21 protein-coding genes are annotated in these 20177 nt (G+C 46.7%); 18 read left to right on the top strand and 3 right to left on the bottom strand.

Annotation, left to right across the window (positions count from 1 at the left end):
- The first annotated feature begins 17 nt into the window (after positions 1-17).
- From mgsA to G9F50_RS09890, 16 genes are all read left to right on the top strand, one after another.
- Positions 18-431: a methylglyoxal synthase gene (gene mgsA / locus G9F50_RS09965; protein ID WP_003153499.1), complete on the top strand. Its 414-nt coding sequence runs from the start codon at positions 18-20 to the stop codon at positions 429-431.
- Positions 424-1137, top strand: a complete 714-nt coding sequence (gene bshB1 / locus G9F50_RS09960) for a bacillithiol biosynthesis deacetylase BshB1 (RefSeq protein WP_014418244.1) — start codon at positions 424-426, stop codon at positions 1135-1137. Before mgsA ends, bshB1 begins: the two co-directional genes overlap by 8 nt.
- Entirely contained in the window at positions 1134-2267 is a 1134-nt protein-coding gene (bshA, locus tag G9F50_RS09955; protein ID WP_060562790.1) for an N-acetyl-alpha-D-glucosaminyl L-malate synthase BshA, read from the top strand. Before bshB1 ends, bshA begins: the two co-directional genes overlap by 4 nt.
- A gap of 4 nt (positions 2268-2271) precedes the next feature.
- Positions 2272-3462 carry a CCA tRNA nucleotidyltransferase gene (locus G9F50_RS09950; RefSeq protein ID WP_060562791.1) on the top strand — a complete coding sequence of 397 codons (1191 nt, stop codon included), beginning with the start codon at positions 2272-2274 and terminating at the stop codon, positions 3460-3462.
- Positions 3447-4424 (top strand): biotin--[acetyl-CoA-carboxylase] ligase, encoded by a 978-nt coding sequence (locus G9F50_RS09945; protein ID WP_060562792.1) that lies wholly within the window; start codon positions 3447-3449, stop codon positions 4422-4424. The genes G9F50_RS09950 and G9F50_RS09945 overlap by 16 nt, the downstream gene beginning before the upstream one ends.
- Before the next feature lie 244 nt (positions 4425-4668).
- On the top strand, positions 4669-5502 hold the full coding sequence (panB, locus tag G9F50_RS09940; RefSeq protein ID WP_007409480.1) for a 3-methyl-2-oxobutanoate hydroxymethyltransferase: 834 nt from the start codon (positions 4669-4671) through the stop codon (positions 5500-5502).
- Positions 5503-5505: 3 nt separating this feature from the next.
- Positions 5506-6366 (top strand): pantoate--beta-alanine ligase, encoded by an 861-nt coding sequence (gene panC, locus G9F50_RS09935; protein WP_060562793.1) that lies wholly within the window; start codon positions 5506-5508, stop codon positions 6364-6366.
- A gap of 1 nt (position 6367) precedes the next feature.
- Positions 6368-6751 (top strand): aspartate 1-decarboxylase, encoded by a 384-nt coding sequence (gene panD, locus G9F50_RS09930; protein WP_003153510.1) that lies wholly within the window; start codon positions 6368-6370, stop codon positions 6749-6751.
- A 121-nt stretch (positions 6752-6872) separates the two neighbouring features.
- The gene (gene dinG / locus G9F50_RS09925; RefSeq protein ID WP_060562794.1) at positions 6873-9659 is read left to right on the top strand and encodes an ATP-dependent DNA helicase DinG; all 2787 of its coding nucleotides are present in this window, start codon (positions 6873-6875) and stop codon (positions 9657-9659) included.
- Between the two features lie 147 nt (positions 9660-9806).
- Positions 9807-9977 carry a YpmA family protein gene (locus G9F50_RS09920; protein WP_003153512.1) on the top strand — a complete coding sequence of 57 codons (171 nt, stop codon included), beginning with the start codon at positions 9807-9809 and terminating at the stop codon, positions 9975-9977.
- Positions 9978-9986: 9 nt separating this feature from the next.
- Entirely contained in the window at positions 9987-10472 is a 486-nt protein-coding gene (gene tseB, locus G9F50_RS09915; protein WP_060562795.1) for a cell wall elongation/penicillin-binding protein regulator TseB, read from the top strand.
- Positions 10473-10494: 22 nt separating this feature from the next.
- Positions 10495-11676 (top strand): pyridoxal phosphate-dependent aminotransferase, encoded by a 1182-nt coding sequence (locus G9F50_RS09910; protein ID WP_007612190.1) that lies wholly within the window; start codon positions 10495-10497, stop codon positions 11674-11676.
- Positions 11677-11810: 134 nt separating this feature from the next.
- The gene (gene asnS, locus G9F50_RS09905; protein ID WP_060562796.1) at positions 11811-13103 is read left to right on the top strand and encodes an asparagine--tRNA ligase; all 1293 of its coding nucleotides are present in this window, start codon (positions 11811-11813) and stop codon (positions 13101-13103) included.
- Between the two features lie 94 nt (positions 13104-13197).
- Entirely contained in the window at positions 13198-13896 is a 699-nt protein-coding gene (dnaD, locus tag G9F50_RS09900) for a DNA replication protein DnaD (RefSeq protein ID WP_003153516.1), read from the top strand.
- 18 nt (positions 13897-13914) lie between these two features.
- Positions 13915-14574, top strand: coding sequence for an endonuclease III (nth, locus tag G9F50_RS09895; RefSeq protein ID WP_060562797.1), 660 nt, complete (start codon positions 13915-13917; stop codon positions 14572-14574).
- Positions 14571-15062: a YpoC family protein gene (locus tag G9F50_RS09890; protein ID WP_052827590.1), complete on the top strand. Its 492-nt coding sequence runs from the start codon at positions 14571-14573 to the stop codon at positions 15060-15062. The genes nth and G9F50_RS09890 overlap by 4 nt, the downstream gene beginning before the upstream one ends.
- A 77-nt stretch (positions 15063-15139) precedes the next feature.
- On the opposite strand, the gene G9F50_RS09885 is transcribed toward G9F50_RS09890, so the two are convergent.
- Positions 15140-17923, bottom strand: a complete 2784-nt coding sequence (locus G9F50_RS09885; RefSeq protein ID WP_060562798.1) for a PBP1A family penicillin-binding protein — start codon at positions 17921-17923, stop codon at positions 15140-15142.
- A gap of 38 nt (positions 17924-17961) precedes the next feature.
- Positions 17962-18570 (bottom strand): Holliday junction resolvase RecU, encoded by a 609-nt coding sequence (gene recU / locus G9F50_RS09880; RefSeq protein WP_012117837.1) that lies wholly within the window; start codon positions 18568-18570, stop codon positions 17962-17964.
- A 41-nt stretch (positions 18571-18611) separates the two neighbouring features.
- On the opposite strand from recU, the gene G9F50_RS09875 reads away from it, so the two are divergent.
- Complete coding sequence (locus tag G9F50_RS09875; RefSeq protein ID WP_014418234.1) at positions 18612-19574, top strand: DUF2515 domain-containing protein; 963 nt, start codon at positions 18612-18614, stop codon at positions 19572-19574.
- 43 nt (positions 19575-19617) lie between these two features.
- Here the strand turns inward: G9F50_RS09875 and sspM are convergent, their stop codons facing one another.
- A complete protein-coding gene (gene sspM / locus G9F50_RS09870; RefSeq protein WP_003153525.1) occupies positions 19618-19722 on the bottom strand; it encodes an acid-soluble spore protein SspM in 105 nt (34 codons plus the stop codon).
- Positions 19723-19927: 205 nt separating this feature from the next.
- Between sspM and G9F50_RS09865 the strand changes: the two genes are divergently transcribed.
- Positions 19928-20173: a DUF5446 family protein gene (locus tag G9F50_RS09865; protein ID WP_014418233.1), complete on the top strand. Its 246-nt coding sequence runs from the start codon at positions 19928-19930 to the stop codon at positions 20171-20173.
- Positions 20174-20177 lie beyond the last annotated feature (4 nt).

Here is a 20177-nt window from a genome sequence, read left to right as displayed (position 1 = left end):
AAGGGGGAGAACATCAAATGAAAATCGCTTTGATTGCTCACGATAAGAAAAAGCAGGATATGGTTCAGTTTACGACCGCATATAAAGATATACTGAGCCATCATGAGTTATACGCGACAGGTACGACAGGCCTGAAAATCCAGGAAGCGACCGGATTGTCTGTTGAACGTTTTCAATCCGGCCCGCTCGGCGGAGATCAGCAAATCGGCGCATTGATTGCGGCAAATGCCCTGGATCTCGTCATTTTTCTGCGCGATCCGTTAACTGCGCAGCCTCACGAACCGGATGTCTCGGCGCTGATCCGGCTGTGTGACGTATACGCGATCCCGCTCGCCACAAATATGGGAACAGCGGAAATCCTCGTCCGGACGCTGGACGGCGGGGCATTTGATTTCCGCAATCTTGTGCGCGGAGGAGAGCCGAATGTCTGAACACGTTGATATTCTGGCGTTCGGCGCCCATAGTGATGATGTCGAGATCGGTATGGGCGGCACGATCGCAAAATTTACGGCTCAAGGGAAAACCGCGGTGATATGCGATTTGACCGAGGCCGAACTATCATCCAACGGAACGGTAGGGATAAGAAAAGAAGAAGCGGCAAAGGCGGCCCGAATTCTCGGCGTAAAAGAGAGAATCCAGCTTACGCTTCCCGACCGCGGGCTTTTGAAAAGTGAGGACGGCATCCGCCGGATTGTCAGTGTCATCAGAGCCTGCCGGCCGAAAACCGTTTTCATGCCTTATCCGAAAGACCGCCATCCTGACCACGGCAATGCGGCGGCTTTGGTCGAAGAAGCGGTGTTCTCGGCGGGAATTCATAAATACAGAGATCACCAGGAACTGCCGGCTCATAAGGCTCAGCGCGTATACTATTATATGATCAACGGGTTTCACCGTCCGGACTTTGTAATCGACATAACGGAAACCATCGATCTGAAAAAAGAAAGCCTGCACGCCTATCAAAGCCAGTTTATTCCTACGGCGCAGTCAGTGAACACACCGCTGACCAACGGTTATATCGAAATGGTGGAAGCGCGGGAAAGACTGTATGGCAAAGAAGCCGGGACAGGGTATGCCGAGGGTTTCTTTTCAAAACAGCTTCCCGTTTTGAATGATGATGTTTTTGGGGGCGGACAATGAGACCATTAAAAATAGGGATTACATGCTACCCGAGTGTCGGAGGCTCGGGTATTATTGCGACGGAACTCGGCAAGCTGCTTGCGGAAAAAGGGCACCAGGTTCATTTCATCACATCAAGCATCCCGTTCAGATTAAATACATATCATCCGAATATTCATTTTCATGAGGTGGAAGTCAACCAATACGCGGTATTTAAATATCCGCCTTATGACCTTGCGCTGGCGAGTAAAATTGCCGAGGTTGCCGCGAGGGAAAATCTTGACATCATTCACGCGCATTATGCGCTGCCGCATGCGGTATGCGCTTATCTCGCCAAGCAGATGCTCAAGCGTGACATCGGCATCGTGACGACGCTTCACGGTACGGACATCACCGTTTTAGGATACGATCCGTCATTAAAAGATTTAATCCGTTTTGCCATCGAAGCGTCCGACAGAGTGACGGCGGTATCAACCGCGCTTGCCGGAGAAACATATGACTTAATCAAGCCGGATAAAAAAATTGAGACCATCTACAACTTTATTGATGAACGTGTTTATCTTAAGAAAAATACAGAGAGTATAAAAGAGAAACATGGCATTTTGCCGGATGAAAAAGTCGTCATCCATGTCTCGAACTTCAGAAAGGTAAAACGTGTTAAAGATGTCATCCGCGTTTTCCGTAATATCGCAGCCAAAACAAAGGCGAAGCTCCTGCTTGTCGGCGACGGGCCGGAAAAGTGCGTCGCTTGGCAGCTTGTCGAAAAATACGGCCTGCAGGATCAAGTGCTGCTCCTCGGAAACCAGGACAGGGTGGAAGAGCTGTATTCCATCAGTGACCTTAAGCTCCTTCTTTCTGAAAAAGAAAGTTTCGGACTCGTACTTCTGGAGGCGATGGCCTGCGGCGTGCCGTGCATCGGAACAAATATCGGCGGAATACCGGAAGTGATTAAAGATCAAGTAAGCGGTTTTCTGGTGGAAGTCGGCGATATTCAGGCGGCATCTGAAAAAGCGCTTGCCGTTTTAGAAGATAAACAGCTCAGCAAACGATTGACTGATCATGCGCTGAAAATGGTGGAGACCGCCTTTTCTTCGCAAAGAATCGTCAGTCAGTATGAACGGATTTATGACGAATTGGCAGGACCGGAGTGATCTTATGGAACAGGAATTTGTCAAAGCCCTCCCCATCCTTCATCACCTGATGAAGGCGGGCCATCAGGCGTACTTTGTCGGGGGAGCCGTCAGAGACAGCTATATGAAACGAAAAATAGGTGATGTGGACATCGCAACCAGCGCTTCGCCGAATGAGGTGGAGCGTCTCTTTAAGCGGACTGTCGATGTAGGAAAAGAGCACGGCACCGTCATCGTCCTGTGGGAAGATGAAACCTATGAAGTCACCACTTTTCGTGCCGAATCAGAATATAAGGACTACCGGCGCCCTGAAGCTGTGCGGTTCATTACTTCTTTATCAGAAGACTTAAAGCGGAGAGACTTAACGATTAATGCGATGGCGATGTCTGCCGAAGGAGAGCTGCTTGATTATTTCGGAGGCGCGCATGATATCGGTCAAAAGCTGATTCGAACGGTGGGTAACCCTGCAGACCGTTTTCGGGAAGACGCTCTGCGGATGATGAGAGCCGTCCGCTTTATGAGTCAGCTCGGCTTTCTGTTAGAAAAAGAAACAAGAGAGGCCGTCATAAAAGACAGGGAGCTTTTGGCACATGTATCAGTAGAACGAAAGACCGTTGAGTTTGAAAAGCTGCTGCAGGGCGCTTCCTCACAAGAAGCGATTCAAACGATGGTGCAGACAGGTCTGATACAAGAGCTGCCCGGTCTTTCCGGTTATGAGCAGCAAATGCTGGAAGCAAGCGGATTTCCCTTTTCTTCTTTAGATGCACGCGAAGAACGCTGGGCAGCGCTGTTATTGTTTCTCGGTCTTTGTCCGAAAAGCGCCGAGGCGTTTTTAAAACAATGGAAACTGCCGGGAAAAGTCATAAAAAAAGCGGTGCAGATCATAAGCGTTTATCCGGCGCAGCTGGAAGCAGAAGCGATGTACCGGGCGGGAGAGGCGCTGTTATCAGCCGTTAAAATCGGGATGCTGAAAAAGCATAAGACGATTGATGAACAAAAGCTGAAAGAGGTTCAGAGCCTGTATGAGCAGCTGCCGATCAAAAGCCTTCGAGACCTCGACATTTCAGGCGCTGATCTGATGGAGCTCAGAAACCGCCGCGCGGGTAAATGGGTGGCCGAAGAACTTCGCCGGATCGAAGAAGCGGTATTGGCAGGGAAGCTCCCTAACCGAAAACATGACATAAAGGAGTGGCTCGCATCATGGGATCAACATTAAGAACCCGATTAATTGATTTATTTTCTGAGGCGGGTGACGGCTTTATCTCCGGGCAGAAAATAAGTGACGCGCTCGGCTGCTCGAGAACCGCCGTTTGGAAACATATAGAGGAACTCCGCAAAGAGGGCTATGAGGTTGAGGCGGTCAGGCGAAAAGGGTACAGGCTCATTAAAAAACCGGGGAAACTCAGTGAGTCCGAAATCCGTTTCGGGCTGAAAACAGAGGTTTTGGGCAAACAGCTTCATTACCGGGACGTCCTGCCGTCCACCCAAAAAACCGCTCATGAACTTGCCAATGACGGCGCGCCGGAAGGGACGCTCGTAGTCGCCGATAAACAAACGGCAGGCAGAGGAAGAATGGCTAGAGTATGGCATTCACAGGAGGGAAACGGGATTTGGATGAGCCTCATTCTGAAACCCGACGTTCCTTTGCAAAAAACGCCGCAGCTCACCCTGTTATCCGCCGTTGCGGTCGTACAGGCCATCGAGGCTTTTACAGGTGTACAGCCCGCCATTAAATGGCCGAATGATTTAATGATTCACGGCAAAAAAGCCGTCGGGATTTTAACTGAGCTGCAGGCGGAAGAAGACCGTGTCCGTTCGGTTATTCTCGGGATCGGGATCAACGTGAACCAGCAGGAAACCGACTTTCCCGGCGAGCTTCAGGACATTGCGACGAGCCTGAGCATGGAAGCCGGCGAGAAAATTGACAGAGCGGGTCTGATACAAGAGATTCTGCTGACTTTTGAAAAACGCTATCAGGATTACTTGAACCACGGCTTTACACCGATCAAGCTGCTATGGGAAAGCTATGCGGTCGGACTGGGGAACGAGCTCAGAGCGAGAACGCTGCAAGGGACGTTTTACGGGAAATCGCTCGGCATTGATGATGAGGGAGTTCTTCTCTTGGAAACGAGAGACGGTATAAAGAAGATCTATTCTGCCGATATTGAGCTCAATTAATCTTAGTTGGTACAAGCCTCGTGAATTTGGTATACTTCCTATGGGCAGTATCATAATGAACTGCACCTGATCAGCAGAACAGAGATTACGAAAAGTCTGCCTTGATCCAAAAAAGGACTGGGACAGAGGGATGACATTCGCCGAACGTTAAACAAGTGGGAATCCTTCTTATTTTACAGAAGGCTTTTTTGCTTGCGAAGAATTGGCGGCTCATCTCCTCACCGTTTAGAGGAGGAGAAACAGAATGAAAACAAAACTGGATTTCATGAAAATGAAGGAAAACGGAGAGCCGATCGTGATGCTGACCGCTTACGATTATCCGCAGGCAAAGCTTGCGGAACAGGCGGGAGTCGACATGATTTTAGTCGGGGATTCGCTCGGAATGGTCGTGCTCGGACTCGATTCAACAGTCGGCGTAACGGTCAGTGACATGATTCACCATACAAAAGCGGTAAAACGCGGTGCGAAAAATACGTTTATCGTAACTGACATGCCGTTTATGTCTTACCACCTTTCAAAAGAGGATACATTGAAAAACGCCGCGGCCATTATTCAGGAAAGCGGCGCGGACGCGTTAAAGCTGGAAGGCGGAGACGGTGTTTTCGAATCCATCCGCGCGCTGACTCTCGGCGGAATTCCCGTCGTCAGCCATTTAGGCCTCACACCGCAGTCTGTCGGCGTATTAGGCGGATATAAAGTGCAGGGAAAAGATGAGCAAAGCGCGAAAAAGCTCATTGAAGACAGCATTAAATGCGAGCAGGCGGGAGCGATGATGCTCGTGCTTGAATGTGTGCCTGCTGAACTGACTGCTAAAATAAAAGAAGAAGTATCCATTCCCGTCATCGGAATCGGAGCCGGTTCAAAAGCGGACGGCCAAGTCCTTGTTTATCATGACGTCGTCGGCCACGGCGTGGACAGAACACCGAAGTTCGTGAAGCAATACGCCAAAATCGACGGCACGATTGAGTCGGCCCTAAGCGATTACGTCCGTGATGTGAAAGAACGGGTTTTCCCGGAAGAAAAGCATTCCTTTCAGATAAACCAAACTGTGCTGCAAGGCTTGTACGGAGGAAAGTAAGCGATGAAACAACTGACAGAAACTCAACAGCTGAAAGAATTGATTGCACAATACCGCTCAGAAGGCCGGACGATCGGATTCGTCCCGACAATGGGTTTTCTTCATGAAGGACATCTGACGCTGGTTGAAAAAGCAAGCAAAGAAAACGATATTGTCGTGATGAGCATCTTTGTCAATCCGACTCAATTCGGACCGGGCGAGGATTACGAAGCATATCCGCGAGATTTAAAGCGCGATGCCGGGCTTGCAGAACAGGCGGGGGCAGATGTTTTGTTTACGCCGTCTTCAAGTGATATGTACAAAGGCGAGCAAAATGTTGCCGTGCAAGTGAAAAGGAGAACTGACGTGTTGTGCGGCGCCTCCCGCGTCGGCCATTTTGACGGAGTGGCCACTGTGCTGACGAAATTTTTCAATCTCGTTAAACCGACCCGCGCCTACTTCGGCCTGAAAGATGCCCAGCAGGCAGCGGTTGTGGACGGATTGATTGAGGATTTCTTTATGGATATCGAATTGGTTGCAGTGGACACGGTCAGAGAAGAAGACGGACTTGCCAAAAGCTCTCGCAACGTCTATCTGACTGAGCAGGAACGCAAAGAAGCGCCGATGATCTATAAAGCATTGCAGCAAGGCGCCGAACTGATCAGAGACGGTGAAAGAAATCCGGAAACCGTTATAAAAACCGTCACCGATATCATCGAAAACACAAGCGGCGTCATTGATTATGCCGAACTGTACGCTTATCCGGAGCTGACTCCGCTTAAAACATTAAACGGCAAGGTCATTCTGGCCTGTGCCGTCCAATTTTCTAAAGCCAGACTGATTGATAATATCATTATTGATATTGATGAATGGGAGAGATCATAATATGTACCGCACTATGATGGCCGGAAAACTGCACCGCGCTACCGTGACGGAAGCCAATTTAAACTATGTCGGCAGCATTACAATTGATGAAGATCTTTTAGATGCCGTCGGAATGCTCGCTAATGAAAAAGTTCAGATTGTGAATAATAATAACGGAGCGAGACTTGAAACGTATATTATTCCCGGTAAGCGGGGGAGCGGCGTCATCTGTTTAAACGGAGCAGCCGCCCGTCTCGTCCAAGAAGGAGATAAAGTCATTATTATTTCTTATCAAATGATGTCTGATCAGGAAGCAAAAAGCCATCAGCCGAAGGTGGCCGTTCTGGATGATCAGAATAAAATCGAGCAGATGCTGGGTCAGGAGCCGGCACACACGATTTTGTAAAAGAGCCCCCTTCATGGGGGTTTTCTTTTAAGATTTAGGGGCAAAAGCTGTTTTTCCGCTCCATTTCTCAACAAAACGTGTTACACTTTTCTCGTATGCAAGAATTGAGGTGTCCATTTTAATGAACAAACAACGGTTCGTTGTCATAGATGTCGAAACAACAGGAAATTCGCCGAAAAAGGGCGATAAAATCATTCAAATCGCAGCGGTTGTCATTGAAAATGGACAAATAACTGAGCGGTTTTCAAAATATATCAATCCGAATCAGGCCATCCCGCCGTTTATTGAACAGCTGACCGGAATTTCGTCCGGAATGGTTGAAAATGAACTGCCGTTTGAAGCGGTCGCGGAGGAGATTTTTCATCTGCTTGACGGCGCGTATTTTGTTGCCCACAATATTCATTTCGACCTCGGATTTGTCCGGCATGAACTGAGCGAAGCGGGCTATGAGCTGCCGGATTGTGAAGTGCTTGATACGGTTGAGCTTTCACGTATTGTTTTCCCGGGGTTTGAAGGATATAAGCTCGGTGAGTTGTGCGCGGAGCTGAATATTGTTCATGACCGACCTCACCGCGCAGACAGCGATGCGGAAGTTACGGGACTGGTCTTTTTAGACATTTTACATAAACTGAAACATTTGCCTTTACCGACATTAAAGCAGCTTAGAAGGCTTTCACAGCATTTTATCAGCGATTTGACGCTGCTTTTGGATTCTTTTATACATGAAAGCAGGCCGGCGGAAGAAAAGAGCTGCATTCCATACGCCTCTTTTTCGATTAAAGAGCCCGATCACATTCCGGTTTCCCGTCCGGTGAATGCGGCCATTGACCTTGAAAAGTGGAACGAAGAAAAAGAACAGATCTTATCCGGCATCATCCCCCGCTATGAAAAGCGGAAAGGGCAGCTTTCGATGATGGATGAAGTGCTTGGCGCCTTCCGCAATCGGGAGCATGCGCTGATTGAAGCGGCGCCCGGCATCGGAAAAACGATCGGTTATCTCGTTCCGGCTGTTTTATTTGCCAAAGCGGAGCAGACTCCCGTGATTATCAGCACGTACTCTACTCTTTTGCAGCAGCAGATCATGTCTAAAGATCTTCCGCTTTTGGAGCGTATGTTTCCTTGGCCGGTCAAAGCCGCTATTTTAAAAGGGAAATCACATTATCTGTGCCTGCCTAAGTTTGAACATATTCTGCATGAGGAAGATGACAACTATGATGCGGTTTTGACGAAAGCGCAGCTTCTCGTCTGGCTGACGGAGACTGAAACGGGCGACGCCGCTGAGCTGAATCTTCCATCAGGCGGCAGATTGCTGTGGGAGCGCATGGCTTACGATGAGAATTCTTTTTTTAAAAAAGGGAAGGACTCGGCTGCCGGGTTTTATGAACGGGCTAAAGAAAAAGCGCAGGCCGCAGATCTGATTATCACAAACCATGCTTTGCTGTTTTCAGATCAAAGCAGTGAAACGAAAAAACTGCCTGCAAGCGGAACGGTCATCATTGATGAAGCGCATCATTTCGAACGCGCTGCCAGCGAGCATCTGGGAAAGAGAGCTTCATACATCGGACTGCACACAAAGCTCAGCCGAATCGGAACTTTAAAGGAACACGGACTGTTAAAGCGGATGAGAAAACTGTTTTATACGTATGAACTGCCGGCGGAAAGTTTTTTTGACGCCGATGAGTGGATGAAGCATATTCAATCGGAAAGCGACGCATTTTTCAGTTCAGTGCATTCTTTTGTCAAACGAAGAAAACCTAAAGACGATCTGAACCGTCTCGTTTATAGTCTCAATCATAAAAGCCAGGATAAAGGGTTTCACATGATAACGGACGGAGCGGAGCGGCTTTGTGCGATGCTGGATCAGCTGCTTGACATGTTTTCAGTACAGGAGAAACTGTTACATCAAAAGCTTGATCAGATGAAAAGCGGAGCGGCTTTTTTAGCGGCCGAATATGTAAAGTGTATCAGGGGGCTGAAAGAATATCGCGATACGTTCAGCAGGCTGCTGTTTGAAAATGATGAGAAAGAAGCCGTTTGGGTTGAAATTGACGCGAAGGGCGCAAAAAATGCCGTCAGCATCTATGCGCAGCCTTTGGAGCCCGGTGAAATGCTGGCAGACCAGTTTTTCGCCCGCAAAAAAAGCGTTGTGCTCACATCAGCGACCTTAATGGTGGAGCATTCTTTTCAATTTATGATTGAAAGGCTCGGACTTGCGGATTTTTATCCGCGCACCAAAAGCATCCCGTCTCCTTTTTCTTACGATGATCAGATGAACGTCATCATTCCGAAAGAGATGAAATCCGTTAAATATGACGGAGAGCGGGAAGTCATTGAGCATATTGCCAAGTATGCAGAAATCATGTCAAAGGGAAAACAGCCGAAGATCCTTGTCCTGTTTACGTCTCATGATATGCTGAAAAAAGTGTATCAGGAACTGAAACTCAGTATGGAGATATCAGGCATTCAGCTTCTCGCCCAAGGTATTTCGGGCGGGAGTCCCGGTAAATTAATGAAAACCTTTAAAACGGCAAGCCGGGCGATTTTGCTCGGGACGAATCATTTCTGGGAAGGCGTTGATTTTCCGGGGGATGAATTGTCAACCGTCATGATCGCAAGACTTCCTTTCAGGGCGCCTGACAATCCGCTTCACGCCGCAAAATGCGAATTTGCCAAGAAGCAGGGGAAAAATCCGTTTCAGACGATTTCCCTGCCTGAGGCTGTGTTAACGTTCAGGCAGGGGATCGGGCGCCTGCTCCGTACGGCGGGAGACAAGGGAACAATCGTTCTTTTAGATCAGCGTGTAAAGACGGCGGGATACGGACGGCTGTTTCTTGAAGCGCTCCCGACTTCATCCCTTTTGGAGCTGACGGATGCCGAACTCGGGGCTTATGTCAGCCAAACGGAATAAAAGCCGCATAAACGCGGCTTTCGTGGTGTGGGATGAGGAATTGTTTTTATAGTAAAAGCGGGTTCATGCCGCCTTGTGATTTTATTATGCCGCGGGCGCATCCCGTTATGACTAACAAAATTTGTTCGACCGATGGAGGGTATAAAAATGGAAAGCAAAATTGAAATTCTGTCAACGATTAATGTGGAGCATTCAGATGATTTATATAAAATCGTCGATACATTAAACCGGACTTTGAAACGGGACAATCTGATGTTCGGGCTTGCGCTCGACGAAGAAAATCAAAATGAAGCGGTCTTCACCATTTATCGCACATAGGTGAAAAAGATGAGAAAAAAAGCATTAATATTTACAGCCGTATTTGGTATTATTTTTTTAGCAGTTCTTTTATTTTCGGCCAGCATTTTTAAATCTGCAATGGCCCAAAAAGAAGAAGGCCACGAAACAGCTGCCGCAGCCGCTAAAGAAAAAACGGATCTGACAGATGCTGAGAAAGTGGAGACCTTTGTCGGCAAACAGAAATATTATGTTGTTACCGGAACGGATAAACGTGGAAAAGATATGTATGTATGGGTTCCGGCCGACAAAAAAGCAAAAATTCTCTCAAAAAAAGCCAGTGACGGCATTTCAAGCGGCAAGGCTGCCAAGATCGTTCGGGACGAAGGGCTTGTTTCCAAGCTGAATGGCGTTCACCCGGCGAGAGAAAACAATGTTCCGTTATGGGAAGTGACCTATATCAACAAAAGCGGGCAGTATAGCTTTAGTTATGTGGACTTTACAAGCGGCAAGATTCTCAAAAACATCACACCGTGAGACGTATTAGGGGGAGTTCAAGTTGAAATTGGCAAAAAGAGTATCCGCATTAACACCGTCTGCAACACTTGCAATTACTGCAAAAGCGAAAGAGCTGAAAGCAGAAGGCCATGATGTCATCGGCCTCGGAGCAGGAGAACCGGATTTTAATACGCCTCAGCACATTATAGATGCCGCGGTGCGTTCCATGAATGAAGGCCATACGAAATATACGCCTTCAGGGGGTCTGCCGGCGCTGAAAGACAGTATCGCAAAAAAATTCAAAAACGACCAGGGGATTGAATATAAGCCGTCAGAAATCATTGTCTGCACCGGAGCGAAACACGCTCTGTATACATTATTTCAGGTTATTCTCGATGAAGGGGACGAAGTGATTATACCGACTCCTTACTGGGTCAGCTACCCTGAGCAGGTGAAACTGGCAGGGGGGCGTCCCGTCTATGCAGAAGGGCTGGAATCCAATCAGTTTAAAATTTCACCGGAGCAGCTGAAGCAGGCTATCACCGAGAAAACAAAAGCGCTCATTATCAATTCACCGAGCAACCCGACAGGTGTTATGTATACGAAAGAAGAGCTTGCGGAACTCGGAAAAGTGTGTCTGGAGCATGGCATTCTGATCGTTTCCGACGAGATTTATGAGAAGCTTACATACGGAGGAAAAAAACACGTCTCAATCGCACAGCTTTCAGATGAATTGAAAGAGCAGACGATCATCATTAACGGCGTGTCGAAATCTCACAGCATGACGGGCTGGAGGATCGGCTATGCGGCGGGTTCGGAGACGATTATTAAAGCGATGACGAGCCTTGCGAGCCACAGCACATCAAATCCGACGTCTATCGCTCAATACGGCGCTATTGCGGCCTATAACGGTCCGGCTGAGCCGCTGGAAGAGATGAGACAGGCATTTGAGCACAGACTGAACACCATTTACGCTCAGCTCAGTGAGATTCCCGGATTCACCTGTGTCAAACCTGAAGGGGCGTTTTACTTGTTCCCTAACGCCAAAGCGGCCGCAGAAAACTGTGGATTCAAAGATGTCGATGAATACGTCAAGGCGCTTCTGGAAGAAGAAAAAGTCGCCATCGTGCCGGGCTCGGGTTTCGGTTCACCGGACAACGTCCGCTTATCTTACGCAACGTCACTCGATCTTTTAGAAGAAGCGGTCGAAAGAATCCGCCGCTTCACGGAAAAACACAGCTGATTCTGAAAAAGCGGCTTTTAAAGCCGCTTTTCACTTGCATTGACCCCGTTAGAGTAGAACGGGTATAATAAAGTGATGAAAAAAGAGATTCAGGCAGATTCCTGAATGTCTTTCTTGTTCTGGAGGGAAAGAGTTTGAAAACAACAATCAACCAAGTGTATAAACACACAGGCGAGGAAGTAACGATTGGAGCTTGGGTCGCTAATAAACGCTCAAGCGGTAAAATCGCATTTTTACAGCTGAGAGACGGTACCGGCTTCATTCAGGGAGTTGTCGTCAAAGCTGAAGTAGAAGAAGACATCTTCCAAATCGCAAAATCAGTGACGCAGGAAACGTCACTTTATGTAAAAGGAATTGTGAAAGAGGACGAGCGTTCACCGCTTGGCTATGAGCTTGCTGTTACATCCATTGAAGTCATTCACGAAGCGACTGATTATCCGATTACGCCTAAAGAGCACGGTACGGAATTTTTAATGGATCACAGACATTTATGGCTCCGTTCGAAACGCCAGCACGCAATTATGAAAATCCGCAACGAAATCATCCGTGCGACTTATGAATTTTTCAACAAAGAAGGCTTCGTGAAAGTTGATCCGCCGATTTTGACGGGAAGCGCTCCGGAAGGCACGACTGAGCTGTTCGCGACGAAATATTTTGATGAAGACGCCTTCTTGTCTCAAAGCGGCCAGCTGTATATGGAAGCAGCTGCAATGGCGCTCGGAAAAGTATTCTCTTTCGGACCGACGTTCAGAGCGGAAAAATCGAAAACGAAACGCCATCTCATCGAATTCTGGATGATTGAGCCTGAAATGGCATTTGTTGAATTTCAAGAAAACCTTGAAGTTCAGGAGAATTATGTTGCATACATCGTACAAAGTGTGCTGGAACATTGTAAGATCGAGCTGAACACATTAGGTAGAGACACATCGAAGCTTGAACAAATCAAAGCGCCATTCCCGCGCATTACGTACGATAAAGCGATCGAATTCCTGAAAGAAAAAGGCTTTGACGATATTGAGTGGGGAGATGACTTCGGTGCGCCGCATGAAACAGCGATCGCAGAAAGCTATGACAAACCGGTGTTTATCACTCATTACCCGACGTCATTAAAACCGTTTTATATGCAGCCTGCCAAAGATCGTGACGATGTCGTGTTATGTGCCGACTTAATCGCTCCGGAAGGCTACGGGGAAATCATCGGCGGTTCAGAACGCGTTCATGATATGGATTTATTGGAAGAAAGATTAAAAGAACACGGTCTGGATTCAGATGCTTACAAATGGTATGCTGAACTCAGACAATACGGTTCTGTTCCGCACTCCGGCTTCGGCCTCGGACTTGAGCGGACAGTGGCTTGGATCAGCGGAGCGCCTCACGTGCGTGAAACGATTCCGTTCCCGAGACTTCTGAACCGTCTGTATCCGTAATAGTTTTAAAAAACGAAGTCTCCTGCAAGGGAGACTTTTTCTAAGTAAAGGGGAAAGCTCCCGGAGATAACCTTTTACAGTAAGAGGTGTAAGGATGAAAAAACAGCAATTTATAGATATGCAGGAACTCGGCATTTCAAGCATTCCCAACCTGCTGCTGACACATTACCGGCAGCTCGGGCTGAATGAAACCGAATTGATCCTGCTTTTGAAGATTAAAATGCATTTGGAAAAGGGCTCTTATTTTCCGACGCCGTTTGAACTTCAGTCAGGCATGTCCATCTCTGCTGAAGAATGTACAAGCTGCCTGAGAATGTTTATTCAAAAAGGTTTTCTGTTTATTGAAGAATGTGAAGACCATAACGGCATAAAGTTTGAAAAATATTCTCTGCAGCCGTTATGGGCGAAGCTGTATGATTACATGCAGCATTCACAAAACGAAACGCAGGAAAGAACGTCAGAAAGAGAACAAAAAAGCCTGTATACCATCTTTGAAGAAGAGTTCGGAAGACCGCTGTCGCCCCTTGAATGCGAGACGCTGGCCATATGGCAGGATCAGGATCAGCATGATGCGATTCTGATTAAACACGCCTTAAAAGAAGCCGTTTTATCGGGGAAACTCAGTTTTCGCTATATTGACAGGATTTTATTTGAATGGAAAAAGAACGGCTTCAAAACGGTTGAACAGGCGAAGGCGCACAGCCAAAAATTCCGGCGTGTTCAAACAAAACAAAATGATCCGCAAAAAGAGTATACGAGGCAGGTGCCTTTTTACAATTGGCTGGAACAATAACATGAGAAGGGGAGAAACGTGTTAAATTTAAAGCAGATTGAATATTGTCTTGAAAAAATCGGCGATATGTTTCCGCACGCAGAATGTGAACTTGTCCATTCAAATCCTTTCGAATTGGTTGTGGCAGTCGCATTATCCGCGCAATGTACGGACGCTCTCGTCAACAGAGTGACAAAAACGCTATTTCAAAAATATAAACGGCCCGAAGATTATCTTGCTGTATCGCTGGAAGAACTCCAGCAGGATATTAAATCAATCGGTCTGTACCGTAATAAAGCCAAAAATATTCAAAAGCTGAGCAAAATGATCATCGAAGAGTACGGCGGAGAAGTGCCGAAAGACCGGGATGTGCTTGTGAATCTGCCGGGTGTCGGACGGAAAACGGCAAATGTGGTCGTGTCTGTTGCTTTCGGCGTACCTGCGATCGCAGTAGACACTCATGTGGAGCGGGTCTCTAAACGGCTCGGTATCTGCCGCTGGAAGGACTCTGTTTTGGAAGTAGAGAAAACATTAATGAAAAAAGTGCCGAAAGAGGATTGGTCTGTTACGCATCACAGATTAATATTTTTCGGCAGGTATCATTGTAAAGCGCAATCTCCCCGCTGTGCGGAATGCCCTTTGCTTCCGCTATGCAGAGAAGGGCAGAAGCGTGACAAAAAAGGGCTGGTGAAACGGTGACGGCGATTGACATTCTGGCAGGCTATGAAACATACCTGCGCAGCCTTACGGATTTGGAAAGCCTTGAGATCAAAACGGCGCTGCGCCGCCATCCGCTGTATATGGATTTCAGCGGTCAGCCAACCGTGCAGCCATGGAGGGAAAGGGGCGAATATGTCCCGTTTCTGTTTCAAGTTTGGAATGAAACGAAAGAAACGCTGCTTCCCGTTTTTCAAACAAGAAAATCGAGATGTGATCAAAATGACATGCTGAAGGGAATTGCCTGTCTGATTGCCGCTTTTCACTGGACGGCAGGGGAGCGGGTCACATCACTCGATTGGTCTGTGCTTGAAACAAAGCATTTTCCCGCCGAACCGATCAATTGGGCGGAGCGAATGGCGTTTATTTTAACGAAACCGACTCAATTTCACTCGTTTATTCAGCTGGATGAATTGATGACGGAGATGAAGAAACAATATCATAAATATGAAGCCATGAACAAATGTTAAGAACCTCCTTTTCTCATAAGGAGGTTTTTTTGTATGAAAAAAATCCTTCACCTGTTTGAGGTGAAGGATTGTGTCCGCTAATGAGCGGGATTTGACTGGATGGTTGACGAATTGGACTGCCCGTTGATGTTTGAAGATGAGTCTTGGTTTTTGTCCGTTTGACCGTTGTCAGGTTTATTTGAGCCGTCTGAACCGGAATCGGAATCATTATCAGAGCCGTTATCTTGCTGTCCGTTGTTATCGGTCCCGTTACCGGGCTGATTCTGATTGTTGTTATCTGTTTGATCCTTATCGGATTGATCCTGATTTTTATCCGGGTCATCAGTTGGTGTTTGATCCGATCCGTCAGACGTATCTGTTTGATTGTCATCTGTGTTTGAATCATCGGTTTGCGTCTTGTCTTTGTCTTTATCTTCATCAGACTTCTGTTCATCGTCAGTCGCTTTATCTTTATCCGCATCGTCTTCTTCATCTTTCGGGACTTTGAAAGATGCTGATGCCGTATCGCTTTTTCCGTCATCGTTTTCCGCTGTCACCTGGAAGCTGTATGTGGAGCCTGGTGTGACATCTGAGACGACGGCTTCTTTTGCCGAACTGTTTTGAATGTCACTGTAGCTTCCGCCATCAACGGATTGTTTGACATTGAATGTTGCATCACCGTCATAATTCCAGCTTAAAGTTAATGATTTTTTATCTTTGTCGTATTTCACTTGCAATCCTGTCGGTTTATCGGCTTTTTCTTTCGTGTACGTTTTAGAAACGGCAGTTGGCTGCGTTCCTTTCACGAAGTACTCCGTCACTTTTTTATCATCCGGTGTATTTGGTCCGGCTAAAGCGGCAGGATTCGAGCCTTTCTCAACTGTTTCTTTTACGACGCTGTCAGGCTGCTTAAAGCTTCCTTTACCGTCATCAACGTATGAGATCAGCTTTTGAAAAATCCGTTTTGCGACTTGCTGGTCTGCATAAGATAATGATTTTTTACCTGCTTTATTACCAGATTCTACACCAGTCCAAACCGCCGCAGTATATTGAGGGGTGTATCCGACAAACCATGAGTCTGGGACTCCGCCTTGTGCGATATTATATTTTTGAATATCACCTTTAGTAAAGTTGGTCGTACCCGTTTTACCGGCCACTTCCACGTTCGGTACTTGGGCCAGTTTACCTGTTCCTGATTCGACAGCTGACTTGAGCATATCTGTAACCATGAACGCCGTGTAGTCGCTCATAGCACTTTTCGGCTTTGGTGTTAAATCAAGCTTAGTGCCGTCATTAAATTCAATCGATGTGACCGCGTGCGGTTCATTGTACGTACCGTTATTTCCGAAAGCACTGTAGGCGCCCGCCATTGTCATTGGAGAAACCCCCGGATTATCAGCTCCAAAACCGCCGATCGAATAAGATTCCGTTACACTATCTTTGTTTAATCCCAATCCTAAGTCATTTGCGAAGTCGACGGCATTATCTTTCCCTGCTGCTTGGTATGCTTTTAAAGCAGGAATATTACGTGAGTCCGCGAGGGCCTCTCGCATTGATATCATATTTCTGTATTTATTGTCCCAATCATGTATCGGAGTGCCATCAGAGTACGTGTAAGCGGAATCGTCAATCTGCTCATACGTCGACCATTTTTTGTTTTCAATGACAGGCCCGTAATCAAGAATCGGTTTAATCGTCGAACCTGGCTGGCGTTGAGTATCTGTCGCGTAGTTAAACCCGCCTGCAGTTCTGTTCCGTCCTGCTCCGATAGCGCGGATTTCTCCGTTTGTCGTATCAAGGAGGGTGACGCCGCCCTGCATGCCTTCCGAAAAGCCGGCTGTATCTCCGTTCATCAATTGATCAAGATAATCTTGTGCTTTCGTATCAAGAGTCGTGTAAATTTTCAATCCGTCAGTTGAAATATCGACGTCTTTCTTTTCTTTTGTCTCAATTTCTTTCATAACTTCTTCGACAAAAGCGCTGTATTTATTTGTGTCCTTTTTATCGTATTCCTTTTGGCTGACGACGCCTTCATCTTTCATGGACACTTTCTTTGCTTTTTGGTAGTCAGAATTTGAAATGAATCCTTGTTTTTCCATTAAGCTGAGAACGATGTTTCGGCGTTTTTCGGAAGCCTTCGGATTTTTAACCGGGTTATATCCGGTCGGGCTTTGCGGCATTCCGGCAAGCGTCGCCGCCTGTTCAACCGTAAGCTTGCTCAAGTCTTTTACGCCGAAGAATTCTTCAGCCGCTTTACCGACGCCGTAGGCGCGCGGTGAGAAATAAATTCTGTTTAAATACATTTCTAAGATTTCATCTTTAGAATAATGGCGCTCCAGCTGCAGTGAAAGCCACACTTCTTGTGCTTTCCGTTTAATCGTTTTCTGATGGGTCAAAAGCGAGTTTTTCACAACCTGCTGGGTGATTGTGCTTCCTCCCTCTGAACCGAATCCATCCGTAAAGTTGGCGACCAAGGCGCCTCCGATCCGGATCGGGTCTATACCGTGGTGCTTATAAAAACGGGCGTCTTCAGTTGCGATAAATGCTTCTTTCACAACATCGGGTATATCCTTAATCGGGACGTAGGTTCGTTTTTCACCGCCCACTTCCGCGATTTCTTTGCCGTTTTTATCGTAAATCGTTGAAGAGTAAGGCGTTTTCAGCTTGGCTTCGTCCAAAGACGGCGCGCCGGAAACCAAAACGGCAAATGCCGCCGCTCCGCCGACTATGCCAAGGACAAACAGAATAACCAAGGACAGTACAATCTTTTTGAATAAACCGCCTTTACGCTGTTTCTTGCCTTTTTTCGGTGAAGAGGGCTTAGTGCTTTTCGTCTGCCTTGCCTTACGGCGTTCTTCACGGCTCGTAAATTGATCTGACATAACATCTCAACCTTTCGTTTATCAACCTTTCGCTCAGTCTACTGTTCCTGCGAAAAATAAAGCTGTTCAATAATACTAATATAATCAATTCTCGGTGAGTATCCAAGGGAAATCGGAAAGGAAGCATCTTCTAATTCGTCTTTGCGAATTGATTTTCTGCCATTGTTCTCCTTTCTCTCCCAAAAGACAAACAGCTTGTCGGCTTCGAGGAAATAAACCTTTCCGAAAGCGGATATAATAACAAAACAAATGCCGTCTTGTCTGACCACCTGCTTCATATGCTCAATCTGATGATCGTGAAAATTCTGCAGGGGAAATGCCGTTTTGTTTTTTGTTTCTTTTGCCTCAAAATCAATGTAGCGCCCTTTATAAATGCCGTTGTAGTCAGTTGTTGAAGACTGTTTAAAATAAGCTTCCTTAATGACTGCGGCGCTTCTTTTCGGATAGTGGACGTTTACAATCTGGACGGGTGTCGGCTTTTTGTGAATGACAGCAATTTGGTTAGCCAGATAATACTTATTCGTTTCATTCAGGTCGTCTTCGAGGGTCATGCCGCGATTACTGTATGAATGGGACCGTTTCTGGCTGTTTTGGGATGAAACCGTTTTGTTCGGCTGAAAAGTTTTTCCATTCGGGTACCGAATCACTTTTTCCATCCTCCTTATCAAACTAATAGTGACGGAAGTGAATGAACGTGCATAAACGACAGACCGTAACCGCCATTCTTCGCCTGATCGAAAAAGAGACGAAAATAAAAAATGCCGATAATATTTCCCGGACGAATGCCTATAAAGCATATTATGACCGCCATCCTGAGATCAAGTGGCCGCTTTTGGCATCCTTTGTGTCCCGCAATGCGGGCTGGTCGATGACTGATTTAAGAGGCGTCCTTTATCAGGAGGGCCTTGACAGCAGTCAGAAAAACTGGTTTTTCCTTTCGTATGAAAGGGCGAATTGGCTGATTTTTTCTGATGCCTATCCTCAGCTTCTGGTCTACCAGTGGTCAAAACAAATCGGCGAACCTCTTTTCCGTCATCTTCCTCATTTCCGCGTCTCGGCTTTTATGCAGGAAGAATGGTTCCGCTTTTGGCGTGACGGAGATACGGAACGGCTCATGTATGCTCTTATTATAAATGAACAAAACACTATCCAAGCACCTATTATACAAAATCCTTCGTTTAAAAAGAATGTTTTTGGCACGATTCCTTTTTATTTAAGTGATTGGTTTCACTTTAATACGGTGATATTCCCTTCATTTGACGGACATTTATACGGAATTTCCGTCAAACGGTTTTCAAAAACCGAAGAGAGAATTACGCTCGGAAAACAGCTGGCCCGCCTACTGTTCAGCCCTGATCTTCACGCTTCTTTTTACCGTTTTCTTGATACCGTTCCTCATACCGGTTCACGCTTTGATATGGAGAAAATGATCGGCATCAAAAAAAGAACATCACCGATGCTGAGGACAACCTATCCCATTGTTGCCCACCCATTAGACGGCGAAAGGGCGGATTGGTTTCAAAAAAGGTTAAGAAAAGGGGCTTTCTTACAGGAGAAAATGCCGAAACAGCTTGAACTGACGGACTGGTACTTCCAGAAAAGACGGGAGCTCCATGCGCTCTTCGCGGTTAAAGAGTGGCTGAAGAAATGAAAAAGCCCGAAACCGTTCGCTGGGGTTTCGGGCTGCTGATGTGTTACGTGGAAGGGCGGTTTGGGCCGCCTAATTTTTTATCAAGCGTATCAGTCGTTTTTGCTTCGGTTTTTTGCTGTTTACCTGCATTTTTCGGTCTCGTTTTCATACGGCACCTCCTCAACTGTATCGTTTGCATTAACGTGCCGGTTCATACAAAGTTTGCGGCACTTTTTTGTCGAAAGGCACGCCTTTTAGGATAATCTCTGTTTGTTTGCCGAACTGCTTCTAGTTTTGTCATGTGCAGAGGAGAGCGGTATGAAAACGAGAATTATATTCTAAAGAGACGCAAGTGATAAAAGGGAGGAACATGAATGTCTGTTTACACGAGCAAGGCTGATATTCTCCGTCTGCTTTCTGATATTGAAATCCGGATTTCTGCTGCTGAAAAGACGCTTACCCAAGCAGTCAGATCCTGTCAGGCGGAAGCTGAAGAAATCAGACAGGAGAAACTTTCCCGCCTTGAGGAAGAGGCGCGGGAGCTTCATGTTTGTATTGATGACCTGTTTTTGGCTGACCGGCGTAAAAAGGATTTGCCGAGAGCCTGCCGGATCAGCTGATTTT

Source organism: Bacillus sp. EKM206B (genome assembly GCF_011066015.1).
Classification (GTDB): Bacteria; Bacillota; Bacilli; order Bacillales; family Bacillaceae; genus Bacillus; species Bacillus velezensis.
The sequence above is the reverse complement of the archived record's forward strand: the minus strand, read 5'-3'. Positions and strand labels throughout refer to the sequence as shown.